Raw genomic sequence first — 17,631 nt, 5'->3', positions numbered from 1 at the left:
CGGCCCCCGAGAGGGGCCGGCGCCGAGAGCCGCGCCACGAGACGGCGGCGCCGGACCTGAATCCGGCGCCGCCGTTACCGTCGGTCCATCAGCTGGTCGACAAGGGCCGTGGTGTGCGTGGCGGTCCGGAACCGGGGATCGTCGAGCACCTGACGCAGGAAGTCCACCGTGGTGTGCAGGCGGGGCCCGGAGATGCGGAACTCGGCCAGGGACCGCAGCATGCGCGCGATGGCCTCGTCGCGGCGGGGTGCCCAGACCACCAGCTTGGCCAGGAGCGAGTCGTAGTTCGGCGGCACCTCGTAGCCGGCGTGCACATGGGAGTCGACCCGGACGAACGGGCCGCCGGGTGGCACGAACTCCGTCACCAGGCCGGGCGCCGGGGCGAAGTCCCGCGCCGGGTCCTCCGCGTTGATCCGGCACTCGATCGCCACCCCACGGGGCCGGATGTCGTCCTGCGTGAACGCGAGCGGCTCACCCGCGGCGATCTTGATCTGCTCCCGCACCAGGTCGATGCCGGTCTCCATCTCCGTCACCGGGTGCTCCACCTGGATCCGGCAGTTGACCTCCATGAAGTAGTAACTGCCGCCCGGGTCGACCAGGAACTCGAAGGTGCCGGCGCCGACGTAGCCGGCCGCGAGCGCGCCGTCGACGGCGGACCGTCCCATCCGCTCGGTGAGGTCGACGGGCAGCTCCGGCGCCGGCGTCTCCTCCACCAGTTTCTGGTGGCGTCGCTGCACGGTGCAGTCCCGCTCCCCCAGGTGCACGGCGCGACCGTACCGGTCGCAGAGCACCTGGATCTCCACGTGCCGGGCATCGCGGAGGTACTTCTCGACATACACCCGGCCGTCGCCGAAGAGCATCTGGGCCGTGGCCTGGGTCCTGCGGTACTCGTCGAGGAAGCTGTCCCGGTCGTGGACGACCTGCATGCCGCGGCCGCCACCGCCCGCGGCGGCCTTGACGATGACGGGGAATCCGATCGTCGCCGCCAGTTCCTCGGCCGCCTCGGGGCTCAGCGGGTGGACGCTGCCCGGCAGCAGCGGCAGGCCGGCGCGGGTCATCAGGGCCCGGGCCGAGGTCTTGTCGCCCAGCTCCGCCATCACGGAGGCGGGCGGACCGATCAGGGTGACGCCGAGCGATTCGCACGCGTCGGCGAAGTCCGGTGACTCGGAGAGGAACCCGTACCCGGGATGGATGGCGTCGGCGCCCGACTGCTCGGCGGCCTGGAGCACGGCGGCCGCGTTCAGGTAGCTGCGGGTGGGCGGCGCCGGACCGATCTGCACCGCCTGGTCGGCGACCTGGACGACGGCCGAGTCACGGTCCCGGGTGGAGTGCACGGCGACCGTCGGGATCCCGAGCTCCCGGCAGCAACGGGCGATCCGCAGGGCGATCTCGCCCCGGTTGGCGATCAGGATCTTCTTGAACATGCTCAGTGCACCTCTCCGCTGATCGTCAACAGCTCCGCCTCAACGGTCACGGCCGAGCCGAACTGGCGGAAGCGGGCCCGCCGGTCGGCGCCGAGCTGGTCGGGGGCGAGCGCGCCCAGCTCGTGCAGGCTCGCCCGCAGGGCCGCGCCGAGCAGCTCGGCCGCACGCAGCGGGTCGGCCCCCGTGCCGCCCTCCGGCTCCACCAGTACGCCGTCGACCACACCGAGGCGCAGCAGCTCCCGGGCGTCCAGCCCGAGCGCCGCGGCGGCACGCGGGGCCGCGGCCGGGTCCTTCCAGACGATCGCGGCGCAGCCCTCCGGGCTGATCACCGAATAGACGCTGCTCGAGAACATCAGCACCCGGTTGGCCACCGCGAGGCCGAGCGCGCCACCGCTGCCCCCCTCCCCGATGATCACCGTCACCACCGGCACCGACAGGAAGGCCATCAGGCGCAGGTTCTCGGCGATCGCCACCGCCTGGCCCTGCTCCTCGGCGTCCGCTCCCGGGTAGGCGCCGGGGGTGTCCACGAGCGTGACGATCGGCAGGTCCAGCTTCTCGGCCAGACGCATCAGCCGGGCCGCCTTCCGGTAGCCGGCCGGCACCGGCATGCCGAAGTTGCGGCGCATCAGCTCGGCCGGGTCGTGCCCCTTCTGCTGGCCGAGCACCAGCACCGGCCGGCCGTCCAGCCACGCGGTTCCACCCACCACCGCCGGACAGTCGCCGGAGATCCGGTCCCCGTGCAGCTCCTTGAAGTCGGTGAAGGCGAGGGACAGGTAGTCCAGCGTCGTCGGCCGGGTGAGGTCCCGCGCCTGGGAGACGTGCCGCCACGGGTCCGGCTCGGGCAGCGCACGGTGGTCACGGACGACCGGGTCCGCCGGCGCGGGGCCTGCGGAGCGTACGCCGGTGAAGGTGGACGCGCGCAGCAGCCGGCCCAGTTCCTGGCGCAGTCGCCCGCGCTCGACGATCATGTCGATCATCCCGCGGGCCAGCAGGAACTCGGCCGTCTGGAACCCTTCGGGCAGGACCTGGCGGATGGTCTGCTCGATGACCCGGCGACCGGCGAAGCCCAGCCGGGCCCCCGGCTCGGCGACGATCACGTCGGTGAGCGTCGCGAAGGAGGCCGCCACCCCGCCGTACGTCGGGTCGGTGATCACCGAGACGGTCAGCACGCCGGCGCGGTCCAGGGCGCCCAGCGCGGCGCTGGTCTTGGCCATCTGCATGAGCGACAGCGCCCCCTCCTGCATCCGCGCGCCGCCCGAGGCCGTCACGATGATCAGCGGCGTGTGCTCGGCCAGCGCCGTCTCGGCGGCGATGGTGATCAGCTCGCCGACGGCGCTGCCGAGGCTGCCGCCGAGGAAGCGGAAGTCCATCACCGCCATGATCGCCGGGACACCCTCCACCGTGGCCCGGGCGCAGAGCACCGCCTCGTTCAGTCCGGTGCGGGCGCGGGCGTCGGCGAGCCGGTCGGCGTAGGGCACCCGGTCGACGAAGCGCAGCGGGTCATTGCTGGTCACCGTGACCGCCAGCGGCTCGTAGCGCCCCTCGTCGGCCAGCATCCCGAGCCGCTGCTCGGCGGTGAGTGGCAGGTGCAGGCCGCACTCGGGGCAGACCCGGTGGTTGCGGATCAGGCGCTTGCCGTAGACCGGGGTGCGGCAACCCCGGCACAGCAGCCAGTCGGTGTCGGTGGAAACAGCTGTGGAGCGGGACATCGGGTTCTCCTCGCGACGGAAGCCGGTCGGCGGGCGCAGGGCTCAGATCTTGAACACCTGGTCCGCGTAGGCGCTGGCGGCGGGCGGGAACTGCAGCGCCACGTGACTGCTGGCGGTGTTGACGTCACGCCAGGCGCGCTGCATCGGGCTGCTGTTCGCGTGCCCGGACGTGCCGGCCGCCCGGAACAGCCGGTTGACCGCCTCGACGAGCAGGTCCATGGCGAGCGAGCAGTCCCGCAGGTTGCGGCTGGTCTCCAGCGGGGTGATGCCGGCGCCCTGGTCGGCGGCGGCCGCCGCCCGTTCCAGCAGCAGTTCCGCGGCGTCGATCTCGCCGGCGGTCCGGGCGAGGGTGACGTCCTGCTCGGTTCGCCGGGGCGGCACCGGGCCGGACCCGGCGGCGGAGCGGATCTTCTCGGCGACGTGGCCGGTCCAGGCCCGTTCCATCCCGCGCGCCGCGCCGAGCACGGGGGCGACGAACGACAGCCCGTTGACCGCCGGCAACGGCACCACGTGACAGGGCTCGGTGGAGGCGGCCGCGGCGCCGGTGAACAGGTGCGCGCGGTCGAAGGACCTGGCGTCCGGGACGAGGACGTCCCGCACGACGACGGTGTTGCTCCCGGTCGCGGCCATCCCCACGTTGAACCAGGTGTCGGTGATCTCGTAGGCGGCGCGCGGCACGGCGAACACCCGGGCCGCCGGCGGGCCGTCGGAGGGGATCTCGCCGCAGAGCAGGGCCCAGTCCGCGAAGCCCACGGCACTGATGTAGGCCCACCGCCCGGAGAGCCGCCAGCCACCGGAGACCGGCTCGGCACGGCCGGTCGGGCTCAGCGACCCCACCACCACCGTGTCGGGACCGTCCGCCCACACCTCCGCCTGGCCCTCGGCCGGGAGCAGCCCCGCCATCCGGCCCAGGTTCGCCACCAGGGAGGCGCACCAGGCCGTCGCCGTGCAGGCCTCCCCGATCCGGGCGACGGCGCAGGTCAGGTCGGTGAAGGTGCCGGCGTTGCCGCCGTGCCGGGTGGGCGCGAAGTGACGCGCGAACCCGGCGTCGATCAGGGCGCGCACGACGTCCGGGTCGAGCCGGCGGTCGGCCTCGGACGCGGCGGCGCAGCGCGCCGCCACCGCGGCGAGGTCCGCCACCGCGGTGGGCGTGAGACGGGTGGCCGGTGAACTCTGCTCGCGCATGGTGGATGCCTCCTCGGTCCGGACGGGACATCCGACGGCACCGTCGGCGGGGGCGGTTGGTCCCGCCGCCGTGCCGTGTCCCGCTCCGGACCATCGCCGGGGTCGGTCGAAGACGACTCGACCCCGGCTGGAGCACCGACTACAGGCCCAGGCCCAGCAGGTCGTCCAGGCCGGCCTTGATCGCGTCGACCGCGAACCCGCGCTCCCGCCGCTGGAAGGTCAGGAACGTGGCGGAGAGGGGGGCCAGCAGCGCCGCGGCCACGAAGTGGGCGTCCACCCCCGGCCGGGCGAGGCCGAGCAGCATCACCAGGTGGGTGTGGTAGATGGTGTACGGGCCACTGGTGAACCGGGCCGTCGGCGAGCTGGTCTCGGCGGCGACCAGCAGTTCCCGCTGTGCCTCGACCCGGTCGACGAGCGCGTGCAGGAACGCGCGGACGCGTTCGGCGGCCGGGCCGCCGGGACCCAGCGGCGGCGGGCCCTGCATGAAGGCGGACTGGAACTGCCGCTCCTCCTCGTCCAGCAGGGCGAAGATCAGCCCGGCCCGGTCACCGAACCTGCGGTAGACCGTGCCCACGCCCACCCCGGCCACCCGGGCCACCTCGTCGAGCGACAGGGCGGTGATGCCGGCCCGGGACACGATCCCCGCCGCCGCCGCCAGGATCTTGCGCCGGTTCCGCGCGGCGTCGGCGCGCTCGACCGGTCGACCGGCGATCGGCAGGCTGAGCGCCACGGGCGTTCGCTCGGCCGGAGGCTGTTCGGCCACCGTTGGCCCCTCCCTCGGTCGGCGCCGGCCGGTGCCACCCGGGGCGCGGGTTGCTCCATTGTGCCGGTGCTGCGGGAAAACCACCCGCAGGACCCGACCACCGCCGATCGGACGACGCCCGATCGGGCGAGGGAGGGGGACGGCAGGACGAGGGTCGTTGCACGCACGCGCCATGACGGTTACTCTCGGCACAAACGGAGGGGGTTCCGCTTAGCTTCGCGTGCTCCCCGCCGTCCTCTCCCCTCGCGTCGACAGCGGAAGGACGCCCATGACCACGAAGGTCGCCGTCATCTACTACTCCTCCACCGGCAACGTGCACGCCCTCGCGCAGGCCGTCGCCGAGGGCGCCGCCAAGGCCGGTGCGGAGGTACGCCTCCGTCGGGTCCCCGAGCTGGCCCCGGACGCCGCGATCGACAGCAACCCGGCGTGGCGGGCACACCTCACCGCCACCGCCGACGTCGAGGTCGCCACCCACGACGACCTGCGCTGGGCGGACGCCTACGCCTTCGGCACCCCGACCCGTTACGGCAACGTCTCCGCCCAGCTCAAGCAGTTCCTGGACGGCACCGGTCAGCTCTGGGCCGCCGGTGAGCTGTCCGGGAAGGCCGCGACGGCCTTCACCAGCGCGGGCAACATGCAGGGCGGCAACGAGTCGACCCTGCTCGCGCTCTACAACACGATGTACCACTGGGGTTGCCTGATCGTCCCGCCCGGCTACACCGACCCGAGCGTCTACGCCGCCCACGGCAACCCGTACGGCACGGGCCACGCCGGCGGCAGCGGCCTGCCGGGCGAGCAGGTGCTCGCCGCCGCCAACTACCAGGGGTACCGGCTGGCCACGGTCGGCGCCCGGCTGCTCGGCTCCGCCGTCTGACCCACGCCGCCCGCACGTCGCACGGTTCACCGTCGACGGAAACCCCCGGCACGAGGGAGCACCCCATGACAGACGTGGCACCGGCCCGGTCCATCGCGGAGGTTCCGCCTGGCCGCCTCTTCCACGACGAGTTCCACGACGGATTCCGCACCAGCGGGCCGGACGCGCGGTGGTCGCCCACCACCGCCGGCCCGCACGTCGCCGACGACGGCACGGTGCACACCTCGACCGAGGGGCTGCGGGTGGTCTCCGGGGGGCCCGAGGGGCGCCCGGTCTTCACCCGCACCGTCGCTCAGGACACCACGCAGGGCGCGGTCCCCGGCGTCCTCGACCACGTCAAGTGGCTCGTCTACACGACCCACCGGACGGCGGACGGCACCCCGGGCTTCGACGTACCGGCCGGACAGGTCCTCACCGGCACGGCCGTGGTGTCCGGACGCACCCACGGCACCACCGGACACCCCTTCGGTGACCAGGTCACCGACCCGGAGGACGATCTCCGGCTCGCCTCGACGGGGATCAACGCCGTCGATCCGGAGACGTACGTCATCTTCGACTTCCTGCTGACCAACCGGCGGGTGTACGCCTTCTACGAACGCCTCCCGTTCGCCCGCGCCGCGCTGGGCCGCTACGCGGCGTTCTCGTACGGCGTGCCGGTGGCCGACCGGTCACCGGAGGACGAGCACGAACTCGCCCTCTCGTACGACCGGGACGCCGGCGTCGTCCGCTGGCTCCTCGACGGGCGGGAGGTGTTCCGGGTCGACCGGATCGGTCACCACCTGCCCGGCCGGGAGCACCTGATGCTCGACCACGGCGGCACGGAGGCCCTGGTCGTGCCCCGCCAGCTGAACTTCGGCATGGGGATGCTCACCCTGCTCGACGGCGCCCTGCCCGGGCACTCCCCCGTCGGCCTGGTCCGGCTGGTGGCTGATCCCGGCTTCTACGTCGATCCGGTGGCCGGGGAGCCGACTCCCCAGCGGTTCGTCGACGAGGCGAGCCGCCCGGGCAGTCGGCTCTTCGGTCAGGGGGCGGAGCTGTCGGTCCGTCGCTACACGGTGCAGCGCGGTCCGGCCCGATGACCGGGGCCGACACCGCCACGCGGCCCGCGACGCCGGTCCCGGTGGAGAGGTTGGCCGGCGTGTGGCACCTCGTCTCCTACTTCGACGTGGACGACGAGGGACGCCGGTCGCCGGGCCCGCTGGGCGCGGCGCCGGCCGGCGTCCTCGTCTACACCGCTGACGGGCACATGTCGGTCAGCATGATGCGCACCGACCGTCGCCCCGCCGGTCCCGCGTCCGCGGTGGCCGGGCGGGACGAGGCGTTCATGGGGTACGCCGGCAGCTGGCGGCTGGTGGGCGACGAGATCCGCCACACCGTCCTGGTCAGCGCCCACCCGCACATGGTCGGCACCGAACTCGTCCGCGAGGCGGCCCTGGAGGACGACCTGCTCGTCCTGCACGGCACGTCGCTGATCTCGGGACGCGCGCAGCGACGCGTACTCACCTGGCGGCGCGCCGCGCCGCCACACCCGCCCGCCCCGCCGGCGCGGGCGACAACCACCGGTGCCACCGGCACCTCGGAAGGAAGCCGATCGACATGAAGGCCCTCATCGCACAGTCCTACGGACCCGTCGACCAGCTCGTGGTCGCCGAACTCCCGAAGCCCGACCCCGCACCGGGCCAGATCCTGATCCGGTTGCAGGCGGCGGCGCTCAACCCGCTCGACGTCAAGCTCGCCACCGGCGCCATGAAGGAATTCATGCCGGTCCAGCACCCGTTCGTGCTCGGCCTGGACGCGGCCGGGACCGTCGAGGCGGTCGGCGACGGGGTGACCCGTTTCCGCCCCGGCGACGAGGTGATCGCCTTCACCCACCCGGTCGGCGGCGCCGTCGCGGAGTACGCGTTGGCGCTGGACGGGCCCGAGGTGGTGGCCCGACCGCAGGCGCTCAGCCCGGTCGCCGCCGCCGCGCTGCCGGTCGCCGCGATGACCGCGGCGAACATCCTCGAACTGGCCGATCCGGCACCGGATTCCACGATGCTCGTCGTCGGCGCCACCGGCGGGGTGGGTTCGTTCGTCGTGCAGCTCGCCGCGCGGGCCGGCGTCCGGGTGCTGGCCACCGCCCGGCCGGACGAGGTCGACTACGTCCGCGGCCTCGGCGCCGCGGAGGCGATCGACTACACCGCCGCGGACACGGTGGAGGAGACCCTCCGGGCGCAGCCCGGCGGGGTGGACGTCGTGGTCGACCTCATCAACGCCGGGCCGGGGCTCGCCGCCACGGCGGCGGCGGTCCGGCCGGGTGGGCGCCTGGTGTCGCCGGCCGGCGGCCCGCCCGCCTTCGAGCGGGACGTCACGGCCGTCTACGCGCACATCGAGGCGAGCGAGGGGCTGCTGCAGCGCCTCGTCGACCAGGCGGCCGACGGCGGGCTGGCGGTGGAGGTCGGCGCGACGTACCCGTTCACCGAGGCGCAGCAGGCGGTGGCCGACTTCGTCGGCAAGCACACCCGGGGCAAGGTCGTCGTCACCTTCTGAGCGACCACGCTCCCCACGCCGTCCACCGGCCCCACCCGGGCGCCGGTGGACGGCACTTCCGGAACCGACCCGAGAGGCGGTAGGACGTGTACGCCTTCGATCCCGAACTGACCGAGCCGGCCAGCCGGTTGCCGAGAGTCGACTACGCCGACCTCGGAACGGCGCGGGCGGCCGCCCGCGCCATCGCGGCCCACCAGCAGCCGTATCTGCCGGCGGCGCCGGTGCGGGTCACGGACACCCGGGCGCCCGGTCCACCGGACGCCCCCGACGTGCCCGTACGGCTCTACCGCCCCGCCGCCGCCGGGCCGGTCCCGGCGCTGCTCTACCTGCACTGGGGCGGCTTCGTCATCGGTGGCGTGGACGGCGTGCACCACACCTGCGTCCGGATCGCCGACCAGGTGGGGGCGCTCGTCGTCTCGATCGACTACCGGCTGGCCCCGGAACACCCCTTCCCGGCCGCGCTCGACGACTGTCACGCCGTACTGGAGTGGGTGGCCAAGGAGGCCACCGAGCTGGGTGTCGACGCCGACCGGATCGGCGTCGGCGGGGAGAGCGCCGGCGGCGGCCTCGCCGCCGCGCTCAGCCTGGCCGTACGTGACCGTGGCGGCCCGGCCCTGCGGCACCAGTGCCTGCTCTTCCCCGCCCTGGACGACCGGCTCGACACCGTGTCGGCGCGGGCCTTCACCGACACCCCGATGTGGGACCGGGCCAACGCCCTGGTGAGCTGGGGCAACTACCTGCGGGGGCGGGCCGGCGCCGCCGACGTGCCGGCGCTGGCCGCCCCCGCCCGCGCCACCGACCTGTCCGGACTTCCCCCGGCCTTCGTGGTGGCCTGCGAGTTCGACCCGCTGCGCGACGAGGCGATCGACTACGCGCACCGGCTCATCCAGGCAGGGGTCCGCACGGAGCTTCGCTACTACCCCGGCACCTTCCACGCCTCGATCGCGGTCGCCGAGGCGGCCGTCTCCCGGCGGATCCTCGCCGACCAGGTGGCCGCGCTTCGTGCGGGCCTGGCCGCCTGACCGCGACGCCCGGTCGATCGTCCTCGCTTCCACCCCCTCCCTCGGTCCCACCGGTCGCGCGCCGACCGGGGTTAGGAGCACATCCGTGACCACCGTGTCGAACGCCGGCGTCCAGACCGTCGGCGAGGAGCCGTACCGGATCGTCTGGGACGACTTCCGGGACGGGTTCCACTGCGCCGGGCCGGACGCCCGGTGGAGCCTCTACGGTTTCGGCCCGCACGTCGGCGACGACGCGGAGGTCACCACCTCCGCCGACGGCCTGCGGGCGGTCTCGTCCGGCGTGCACCCGAGCACCGGGGAGCCGGCCTTCGTCCGCACCCTCGGGCAGGAGGCGCAGCACGGGCCGGTGGTGCCCGGCGCGCTCGACCACGTCAAGTGGCTGGCCTACCCGCAGCACCTGGCCGGTACGGGCGTGCAGGGCTTCGACGCCGTACCGGGGCGGGTGCTGTCGTTCGAGACGTGGCTCTCGGGGCGCACCTACGGCACGGCCGGCCACCCCTTCGGGGACCAGGTCGCGGACCCCGACGACGACCTGCGGCTGGCCTCCGTCGCGATGCCGGTCCTCGACCACGAGACCGCGATGGTCTTCGACTTCTTCCTCACCAACAAGCGGGTGTACGTGTTCTACGAGCGCCTGCCGCACGCGCGCGGCCAGCTCGGCGACTACGCCGCCTTCCTGCACACCGTGCCGGTGGCCGACCGGACCGTCGACGACGAGCACCATGCGGTGATCTCCTACGACCGGGCGGCCGGCACGGTGCGTTGGTTCCTCGACGGGGAGGAGGTCTTCTCCGTGGACCGCATCGGCCATCCCCTACCGTCCCGCGAGCACCTGATGCTCGACCACGGCGGCGAGCCGACGATCGTCGCCCCCCGGCAGCTCGCCGGAGGGATGGGCATGTTCACCATCCTGGACGGCGCGCTGCCGGGCCACAGCGCCAGCGGGCTGGTCCAGCTCACCACCGCGGACGCCCACTACGTCGACCCGGTCGCCGGCGCGCCGCGTCCGCAGTCCTTCCTCGACGGAAGCAGCCTGCCCGGCAGCCGGCTGTTCGGCCAGGGCGCTGAACTGCGGCTGCGCCGCTACGTGATCTCCAGCCAGCCATCACGACCGTGACGGCCACCGGAACCGAAGGGAAGACCCTGATGCAGAGCAGGACGCTCGGCGAGCGCCTCGTCACCTCCGCGCTCGGCCTCGGCTGCATGGGCATGAGCGAGTTCTACGGCGGCCGCGACGACGCCGAGTCGGTCGCCACCATCCGCCGGGGCCTGGACCTCGGCGTGACCATGCTGGACACCTCCGACATGTACGGGCCGTTCACCAACGAGGAGCTGCTCGGGAAGGCCATCGCCGGGCGGCGGGACGAGGTGGTGGTGGCCACCAAGTTCGGGGTGGAACGCCGCCCGGACGACGGCTACTTCGGCCTGAACAGCCGCCCGGAGTACGTGCGGCGGGCCTGCGACGCGTCGCTGCGCCGGCTGGGGGTCGACCACATCGACCTGTACTACCAGCACCGGGTGGACCCGGCGGTGCCGGTCGAGGAGACCTGGGGGGCGCTGGCCGAGCTGGTGGCGGCGGGCAAGGTGGGGCACCTCGGAATCTCGGAGGCGCCGGCCGACGTGGTGCGCCGCGCCCACGCCGTGCACCCCGTCACCGCGGGCCAGTACGAGTACTCGCTGTTCAGCCGGGAGCCGGAGGCGGACCTGCTGCCGACGCTGCGGGAGTTGAACATCGGCCTGGTCGCGTACAGCCCGCTGGGCCGGGGGATGCTGACCGGGTCGATCGCGAGCCTCGACCAGCTCGAGCAGGACGACTACCGGCGCGGGACCCCGCGCTTCCAGGGCGACAATCTCGACCACAACCTCGCCCTGGTGGCCCGGGTGCGAAAGCTGGCCGCCGAGCGGGAGGTGACCCCGGGTCAGCTCGCGCTGGCCTGGGTGCTGGCGCAGGGGCCGGACGTCGTGCCGATCCCGGGCACCAAGCGCCGCCGGTACCTGGAGGAGAACGTCGCCGCCCTGGGCGTCCGGCTCTCCCTCGCCGACCTCGCCGCCATCGACGCGTCGACCCCGCCCGGCGCCGCCGCCGGCGAGCGTTACCCGTCCGGCCCGCCGGTCGGTCACCGCTGACCCCGCGGCGGCGGCCGATCCGGCCGCCGCCGCGTTGGGGCGGTCAGCGGATCAGGTACTCGGACGGGTCGAACCGGCGGGTGCGACGCCAGTAGTCCTGGGCCGGGAAGGGCCAGTTCTGGGCAGAGCGGCCCGCCCGGTTGATGAACCAGCTGCTCACCTTCGACCAGCCCCAGGCCCGCAGCGCGTTGGCCTCGTCGACCCAGGCGTTGTGCCGCTCGAAGACCTCCGGCCGGACCTCCACGGCGCGGTGTCCGGCGGCGAGCAGCTGACGGACCGCGTCGACCAGGTAGGTCACCCCGCACTCGGAGAAGTAGATGATGCTGCCGCCCTGCCCCGACAGGTTGGTGTTCGGCCCGTACAGGCTGAAGAGGTTGGGGAAGCCGGGCACGGTCAGACCGAGGTAGGCCCGGGCGTCGCCGTTCCACGTCTCGTGCAGGTCCCGACCGTCCCGGCCGGTGACCCGCATCGGGGCGAGGAACTGCGACGCCTGGAAGCCGGTGCCGTAGATGAGGACGTCGACGGGGTGCTCGGTGCCGTCCGCCGTGCGTACGCCGCGCGGCGTCAGCCGCTCGATCGGGTCGGTGACCAGGCGCACGTGGTCCTGCTTGAGCGTCGACAGCCAGGCGCCGTTGTCCCGCAGCACCCGCTTCGCGCCGACGGGGTAGCGGGGCATCACCCGGTCGCGCAGGTCCGGTCGGTCGGCGAGCTGACCCTCCAGGTACGTCGCCAGGGTGGCCCGCAACTCCTCGTTGACCGCGGAGATCGCCCGCTCGGTGGGCGGGTAGTCCGGGTCGACGACCCACCCCTCCAGCACCCCGTGCAACCCCGGCGCCAGCAGCCAGAACCGTTGCCAGGCGGCGTAGTACGGCAGGTGCTCGTAGAGCCAGCGGGCGCCTGCGGGCACCGCGTGGTGGTAGTGCGGCGTGGGCCGCAGCCACGGCGCGTTGCGCTGGAAGACGACCAGTTCCCGGGCCTGCTCGGCCACCTCGGGGATGAACTGGAAGGCGCTGGCGCCGGTGCCGATCACCGCGACCCGCTGGCCGGTGAGGTCGACCGAGTGGTCCCAGCGCGCGGAGTGGAAGGCCGGGCCGGTGAAGTCGGTCCGGCCCGGAAGGTCGGGCACGTTCGGCCGGTTCAGTTGCCCCACCGCGGTGACCAGCACCGCGCATTCGGTGGTCCGCGGGCCGTCGGGGGTGTCCAGCTGGAGCCGCCAGCGGCCGGTCGCCTCGTCCCACTCGGCGCCGCGCACCTCGGTGCCGAACCGGATGCGCTCATGCACCCCGGTCTGCTTCGCGAAGTCCCGGAAGTAGTCCAGCACCGCCTCGTGCGTGGCGAAGTGGTCCGTCCAGTCCAGCCGGGGCGCGAAGGAGTAGCTGTAGAGATGGCTCGGCACGTCGACCCGGCAGCCCGGGTAGTGGTTCTCGAACCAGGTGCCGCCGACGTCGCTGTTCTTCTCGTAGACGGTGACCGGCACCCCGACCTGGCTGAGCCGGTACGCGGCGAGCAGGCCGCTCATGCCGGCGCCGACGATGGCGACCTCGACGTCGTGCCCGGGTGCCAGCTCGTCGCCATGCCACTGCGGCGCCTTCGGGTCCTCCCCGGGCAGGACGACCTCCTGGGCGAGCAGCGGAAGCAGGTCGGTGGTGTCCCGGGCCATCGCCCAGCTGGTGATGTGCCGCAGGGCGGCCGGGTCGAGCGGCGGCACGGGGGCCCCGTCGCGCAGGCCGCGCAACGCCCCGAACGCCAGCTCCCGGGCGTGCGCCTGCTGCTCGGCGGAGAGCCCGCCCTGCGGCAGGAAGAGCCAGCCGTTGGGGCGCAGGTCGTCGCGGAGCACGGACAGGTCGCCGGTCAGGTGGGCCACGGTCATCAGCAGCGCGGGCGCCTCCCCGTCGAGCAGGTGGGCCCGCAACGTCTCGTCGTCGACGGTGACGGGTTTGATCGCCGAGGTGAACGTCATGGCAGGCGCCTTCCGGAAGAAAGTTCGGAGCGGATGAGGTCAGGGCCGGCTCGCCCCGTCGGCCGGATGGCCGGCGCCGGGCTGCGCCGGGTGGGGGCAGTCGCCGCCGCAGAGCGCGCGGAAGCCGCGGTCGAAGTAGACGACCGGCGACCCCTCGTCGGGCAGGACGACCCGCTGGACACCGCCGACCAGGATCACGTGGTCCCCGGCCACGTGGCGGCTGTCGATGACGCACTCGACGGCGGCGAGCGCCTCGCGCAGCACGGTCGCCCCGTCGTCGGTGCGGACGAAGCCGCCGGCGCCGAACTTGTCCGGGCTCTTGCTGGCGAACCGCTTGGCCAGGTCGACGTGGTGGGAACGCAGGAAGCTCACCGCGAAGTGGCGGCTGCGCTGGAAGACGGGGAACGAGTTGGCCGACCGGTCCAGGCAGACCAGCACCAGGGGCGGGTCGAGGGACACCGAGCAGAACGAGCTCGCGGTGAAGCCGTACGGGGTGCCGTCCTCATCGTGTGTGGTCACGATCGCCACGCCGGTCGGGAAGCGCGCCATCGCCTCCCGGTAGGCCGCCGGATCGACCGGGCGGACTCCGTTGTCGCTGATGGTGGAATCAGTTGAGCGCATCGGAATCTCCCGGTCGTCCGCAGAGTGGAGGGGTCAGGAGGCGGGCCGCGACACGAAGTCGGTCAGTGCGACGGTGATCTCCTGCCGGTTGGCCCGGTAGGACATGCAGTAGCTGGTCGGGTACCAGCCGGCCTCCTCCCAGGCCGCGGGGAGCTTGAGCGGCCGGCAGGACGGCTGCACCCGCCCGGCGGCGAGGTCCGCCAGCCAGGCCCTCGTGATCATCGGCTCGTAGAACGTGACGTCGCCGCCGTAGGCGCCGTACATGAAGGTGTGGGTGAACGGCTGGCCGTTGAACTCGGGGGCCGTGGGGTCACCGAGATGGTTGCCCATGCCCGGCACCACGGCGTCGATGTCGAGGTAGTCGGCGGGCAGGTAGCGGGCCGGCACCGGCAGCCGCGCCTCGGCGTAGTCCGCGCAGTCGACCAGGTTGCCGCCGCCGCACGGTCCGGTGCCGATGGCCGCCGTCTCCGCCCGGTCCTGGAGGTAGAAGTGCAGGTCGAAGTGGGGAGCGCCGTAGATCTGGGCCGGGGCGTGCCCGCGCGGGTCCCAGTTCAGCATGGCCCACCGGAACGGGCCGCCGACCACGTCCCGGAAGCGCTGCGGCAGGTCGAGCAGGTACTCGTGCTCGTGGACGCACTCGGTGGCAGGGTCGATCGTGCCGTCGCCGTCGACGTCGTGGCAGTGCGCGCCGTCGGTCGGCTCGGTCGGCAGGCCGCCGAGCGCCCGACGGTCGAGGACGAAGCCGAGGCTCGCCGGCCGGTCACCGGCGAGCTGGGAGTAGATCCGCACCGTCCCGTCGCCGAGCCGCTTCGTCGGGCCGTAGTCGGCGCACGGGCCGGGGTACGAGCGGGTGGCGCGGTAGAGCCGCTCGGCCGCGGCGGGCGGCAGCTTCACCGTCCGCTCCTTCTCCGGTCGCCCGAGGACCAGGCAGACGTCCAGCGGAGCGTCCCCCTTCGCGCCGGACCGCTGCGGGCCGGCGACGAACGCGACCGGCACGGTCCGCGGGTCCAGCGGTGGCGGGGCGACCGTCGTCCGGGACGACTCCCCGGTGGCGTGGCGGTGGGCGGCGCCGGCGGACGGCGCCGTGGGGGCGGCGGACGACCCGCCGTCGGGCAGTTGGGCGGCGAGGGTGAGCAGACCGGCGACGGCTGCGGCTGCCGCGAACACCCGGCGGGCGCGCGGTGCGGTTGTCATGGACACAGCGACCGTTCCTAACGTGAGGGGTGCGGGGTGGCGTGGGCGCCGGGTCAGGCCCGGCAGGTCGGCAACCGGCCGTCGTTGTAGGCGACCATCTCGCCGAAGATCGCGACGACGTCCAGCGGCCGGCCCGGCGGGCCACCGGCGATCTCGGCGTACGCGCGGTGCAGGTTGCCCACGATGCGCTCGCCGTCGAGCAGGTGCGCGAACGGCGCGAGGTCCGCCGACCGCGCGGCCGCCAACGGGGTGAGGCCCGCCGCGTGCGCCGTTGCGGCCAGGTCCCGAACCCAGCGCAGGTAGGCGATGTTGTCCTCGATGGCCTGCGGCCCCGTCACGGGCCCGTGTCCGCAGACCACGGTGCGCGGCTCCAGCTTCCGGAGCCGTTCGAGTGCGGTGAGCGCCCCGGAGACCGAGCCCATGAGGTTGAACGGGGCGGCCCCGGAGAGGACCACATCCCCGGCGAACAGGACGCGCTCGTCGGGCAGCCACACCACCACGTCGTTGGTGGTGTGCGCCGGCCCGACGTGGACCAGCTCGGCGCGCCGGTCACCGACGTGCACGGTGAGCCGGTCGGCGAACGTCACCGCGGGCAGGGTGACCCGCACGTCGCCCCAGTCGACGTCGGGCCAGAGGCCGGTCAGGGCGAGCCCGGTGTCGGCCATCTCGGTACGGGCCAGTTCGTGCGCGACGACGGTGGCACCCGGGCCGAAGACGTGGTTGCCGAAGTTGTGGTCGCCGTGATGGTGGGTGTTGACCACCAGGCGTCCGGGTCCCCCACCGATCCCGTCGACGGCCGCCCGGAGGCGCCGGGCGCGTCGCTCGGTGGCCAGGGTGTCGATCACCAGGACGCCGTCGGACCCGACCACGACGCCGGCGTTGCTGACGCACCAGCCGCCGGGCAGCTGGGTGTACGCGAAGACGCCGTCGGCCACCTCGGTAAGCGCGCCGTCCGCGTCACCTGTCGCCAGGGCGGCGACCACCGAGGGGACGCTCACCGGGACACACCCGCCCCGGTGTGCGGGGCCGGCTGCTCCCGCGCGTACCGGCCGGCGTGCTCGAGCGTGGCCCGGCTGTTGCGGCCGAGCACGTCCCGCAGGTGGCGGCGGGCGTCCGCCGGGGTGCTGCCGGCGCCGAGGACGGCGTCGACCGCCTCCGGGTCGACCGCCACGCTGTGTCGGGCGTGGACCTCCGCGCCGCCCGGACCGTCGGCGAACTCCCACGAGCCGGCGTGCCCGAGGAGCATTCCCGGCGGGACCACCTGCTTGTAGACGATCTGCCCGGGCAGGCAGAGCCGGATCGAGCGGGTGGTGTGCGACCGCCCCTCGGCGGTCACCGTGTCCATCTCCATGTCCTGCACGTCCGGCTGCGGTTCGCTCAGCGACACCCGGCCGACGTGCGGCAGCCGCTGCGGCCACAGGTCGCTGCGCCGCACGAAGGCGTACACGTCGGCCGCGCTGACTCCGGGCAGCACCACCCGGTCGGTGAAGGAGAAGACCAGGTCGTCCACCGGGTGCCCGAGTTCGGCGACGCGGGCCAGCGCGGCGAGTTCCCGGGCGCTGTTGGTGTCCAGCGCCTGGTTCATCCACGCCAGCTGCTCCTCGCCGCCGTCGACGGTGAACCGGTGGGTCAGCACCACCTCGGTCCGCCCGCCGCCCACCGGTCGGAACGTCCAGTCGCCGCCCATCGAGGTCAACGGGGCGTGGCTGCGCTCCTGCCGGAAGGCGACCCGCAGGCCGGCCGGATCGAGGTCGCGCCGGGACGCCCAGGTGTTCACCTGACCGTTGACCTGCGCCCAGAGCTCGAACCGTTCGGCACCCGAGGTGCGCTCCAGGTGCCGTACGTGCACGGTCGGCTCGAAGATCACGGGCCACCGGCGTACGTCGGCGACCAGCTCGTAGACCACCTCCGGGGGCGCGGCCACGACGCGGGTGTGGACGGTCTGGTGCGGCCGGGACGGGCTCATCGGCTCTCCGACGGCCGGGGTCATGACGTCCGGGCCGCGGCGCCGTTGACGAGGTCGACCAGCTCGCGGGGGTGCGCAGGTCGGCGATCCGCTCGTCGGGGATGCGCACCCCGTACTCCTGCTCGATCCGCGCGGCGGTCTCCATCAGTGCCAGCGAGTCGTACCCCAGCTCCTCGAATTCGACGCCGTCGATGTCGCCGTCGAAGGCCGCCGCGTCCGTCTCGCCGGCGCAGGCGACGAGGATGCGGCGCACGTCG

At 73.8% G+C, this 17,631-nt stretch carries 16 protein-coding genes; 7 read left to right on the top strand and 9 right to left on the bottom strand.

Going from position 1 to position 17,631, the window contains the following annotated elements; genetic code table 11:
* Positions 1–74 precede the first annotated feature (74 nt).
* The 4 genes from GA0074696_RS15530 to GA0074696_RS15515 all read right to left on the bottom strand — a co-directional run bounded on the left by GA0074696_RS15530 (position 75) and on the right by GA0074696_RS15515 (position 5,081).
* The gene (locus tag GA0074696_RS15530; RefSeq protein WP_088961765.1) at positions 75–1,424 is read right to left on the bottom strand and encodes an acetyl-CoA carboxylase biotin carboxylase subunit; all 1,350 of its coding nucleotides are present in this window, start codon (positions 1,422–1,424) and stop codon (positions 75–77) included.
* 2 nt (positions 1,425–1,426) lie between these two features.
* Positions 1,427–3,133, bottom strand: coding sequence for an acetyl-CoA carboxylase, carboxyltransferase subunit beta (gene accD / locus GA0074696_RS15525; protein WP_088961764.1), 1,707 nt, complete (start codon positions 3,131–3,133; stop codon positions 1,427–1,429).
* A 42-nt stretch (positions 3,134–3,175) separates the two neighbouring features.
* Positions 3,176–4,318, bottom strand: a complete 1,143-nt coding sequence (locus GA0074696_RS15520; protein WP_088961763.1) for an acyl-CoA dehydrogenase family protein — start codon at positions 4,316–4,318, stop codon at positions 3,176–3,178.
* 139 nt (positions 4,319–4,457) lie between these two features.
* A complete protein-coding gene (locus tag GA0074696_RS15515) occupies positions 4,458–5,081 on the bottom strand; it encodes a TetR/AcrR family transcriptional regulator (RefSeq protein ID WP_197700714.1) in 624 nt (207 codons plus the stop codon).
* Between the two features lie 268 nt (positions 5,082–5,349).
* Here GA0074696_RS15515 and wrbA point away from each other — a divergent pair, with 268 nt between their 5' ends.
* The 7 genes from wrbA (at position 5,350) to GA0074696_RS15480 (ending at position 11,633) form a co-directional block, all read left to right on the top strand.
* Positions 5,350–5,955 carry an NAD(P)H:quinone oxidoreductase gene (gene wrbA, locus GA0074696_RS15510; protein ID WP_088961761.1) on the top strand — a complete coding sequence of 202 codons (606 nt, stop codon included), beginning with the start codon at positions 5,350–5,352 and terminating at the stop codon, positions 5,953–5,955.
* A 65-nt stretch (positions 5,956–6,020) separates the two neighbouring features.
* Positions 6,021–7,034 (top strand): DUF6081 family protein, encoded by a 1,014-nt coding sequence (locus GA0074696_RS15505; RefSeq protein WP_157745954.1) that lies wholly within the window; start codon positions 6,021–6,023, stop codon positions 7,032–7,034.
* A gap of 59 nt (positions 7,035–7,093) precedes the next feature.
* Positions 7,094–7,555, top strand: a complete 462-nt coding sequence (locus GA0074696_RS15500; protein WP_197700713.1) for a lipocalin-like domain-containing protein — start codon at positions 7,094–7,096, stop codon at positions 7,553–7,555.
* A complete protein-coding gene (locus GA0074696_RS15495) occupies positions 7,552–8,484 on the top strand; it encodes an NADP-dependent oxidoreductase (RefSeq protein ID WP_088961759.1) in 933 nt (310 codons plus the stop codon). The genes GA0074696_RS15500 and GA0074696_RS15495 overlap by 4 nt, the downstream gene beginning before the upstream one ends.
* 86 nt (positions 8,485–8,570) lie before the next feature.
* Complete coding sequence (locus GA0074696_RS15490; RefSeq protein ID WP_088961758.1) at positions 8,571–9,506, top strand: alpha/beta hydrolase; 936 nt, start codon at positions 8,571–8,573, stop codon at positions 9,504–9,506.
* A gap of 85 nt (positions 9,507–9,591) precedes the next feature.
* The gene (locus GA0074696_RS15485) at positions 9,592–10,623 is read left to right on the top strand and encodes a DUF6081 family protein (RefSeq protein WP_088961757.1); all 1,032 of its coding nucleotides are present in this window, start codon (positions 9,592–9,594) and stop codon (positions 10,621–10,623) included.
* Positions 10,624–10,652: 29 nt separating this feature from the next.
* Positions 10,653–11,633 (top strand): aldo/keto reductase, encoded by a 981-nt coding sequence (locus GA0074696_RS15480; protein WP_088964594.1) that lies wholly within the window; start codon positions 10,653–10,655, stop codon positions 11,631–11,633.
* A 43-nt stretch (positions 11,634–11,676) separates the two neighbouring features.
* Here the strand turns inward: GA0074696_RS15480 and GA0074696_RS15475 are convergent, their stop codons facing one another.
* The 5 genes from GA0074696_RS15475 to GA0074696_RS15455 are packed head-to-tail and all read right to left on the bottom strand — an operon-like array spanning position 11,677 to position 17,374.
* Positions 11,677–13,593 (bottom strand): flavin-containing monooxygenase, encoded by a 1,917-nt coding sequence (locus GA0074696_RS15475; protein WP_088961756.1) that lies wholly within the window; start codon positions 13,591–13,593, stop codon positions 11,677–11,679.
* Positions 13,594–13,632: 39 nt separating this feature from the next.
* Positions 13,633–14,214 carry a flavin reductase family protein gene (locus GA0074696_RS15470; RefSeq protein WP_088961755.1) on the bottom strand — a complete coding sequence of 194 codons (582 nt, stop codon included), beginning with the start codon at positions 14,212–14,214 and terminating at the stop codon, positions 13,633–13,635.
* Between the two features lie 33 nt (positions 14,215–14,247).
* Complete coding sequence (locus tag GA0074696_RS15465) at positions 14,248–15,408, bottom strand: hypothetical protein (protein ID WP_157745952.1); 1,161 nt, start codon at positions 15,406–15,408, stop codon at positions 14,248–14,250.
* A 53-nt stretch (positions 15,409–15,461) separates the two neighbouring features.
* Entirely contained in the window at positions 15,462–16,406 is a 945-nt protein-coding gene (locus tag GA0074696_RS15460; protein ID WP_231925443.1) for an MBL fold metallo-hydrolase, read from the bottom strand.
* Positions 16,403–17,374, bottom strand: a complete 972-nt coding sequence (locus tag GA0074696_RS15455; protein ID WP_088964592.1) for an aromatase/cyclase — start codon at positions 17,372–17,374, stop codon at positions 16,403–16,405. The genes GA0074696_RS15460 and GA0074696_RS15455 overlap by 4 nt, the downstream gene beginning before the upstream one ends.
* Positions 17,375–17,631: the final 257 nt, after the last annotated feature.

Origin of the sequence: Micromonospora purpureochromogenes, assembly GCF_900091515.1 — a bacterium.
GTDB classification, from domain to species: Bacteria; Actinomycetota; Actinomycetes; order Mycobacteriales; family Micromonosporaceae; genus Micromonospora; species Micromonospora purpureochromogenes.
This window is presented reverse-complemented; position numbering and strand designations above follow the sequence as displayed.

Bases quoted from the DNA above. Each gene is read 5' to 3' on its own strand.
- GA0074696_RS15530 (WP_088961765.1), bottom strand. From the start codon at position 1,424: ATGTTCAAGAAGATCCTGATCGCCAACCGGGGCGAGATCGCCCTGCGG.
- accD (WP_088961764.1), bottom strand. From the start codon at position 3,133: ATGTCCCGCTCCACAGCTGTTTCCACCGACACCGACTGGCTGCTGTGC.
- GA0074696_RS15520 (WP_088961763.1), bottom strand. From the start codon at position 4,318: ATGCGCGAGCAGAGTTCACCGGCCACCCGTCTCACGCCCACCGCGGTG.
- wrbA (WP_088961761.1), top strand. From the start codon at position 5,350: ATGACCACGAAGGTCGCCGTCATCTACTACTCCTCCACCGGCAACGTG.
- GA0074696_RS15505 (WP_157745954.1), top strand. From the start codon at position 6,021: ATGACAGACGTGGCACCGGCCCGGTCCATCGCGGAGGTTCCGCCTGGC.
- GA0074696_RS15495 (WP_088961759.1), top strand. From the start codon at position 7,552: ATGAAGGCCCTCATCGCACAGTCCTACGGACCCGTCGACCAGCTCGTG.
- GA0074696_RS15480 (WP_088964594.1), top strand. From the start codon at position 10,653: ATGCAGAGCAGGACGCTCGGCGAGCGCCTCGTCACCTCCGCGCTCGGC.
- GA0074696_RS15475 (WP_088961756.1), bottom strand. From the start codon at position 13,593: ATGACGTTCACCTCGGCGATCAAACCCGTCACCGTCGACGACGAGACG.
- GA0074696_RS15470 (WP_088961755.1), bottom strand. From the start codon at position 14,214: ATGCGCTCAACTGATTCCACCATCAGCGACAACGGAGTCCGCCCGGTC.
- GA0074696_RS15465 (WP_157745952.1), bottom strand. From the start codon at position 15,408: ATGACAACCGCACCGCGCGCCCGCCGGGTGTTCGCGGCAGCCGCAGCC.
- GA0074696_RS15455 (WP_088964592.1), bottom strand. From the start codon at position 17,374: ATGAGCCCGTCCCGGCCGCACCAGACCGTCCACACCCGCGTCGTGGCC.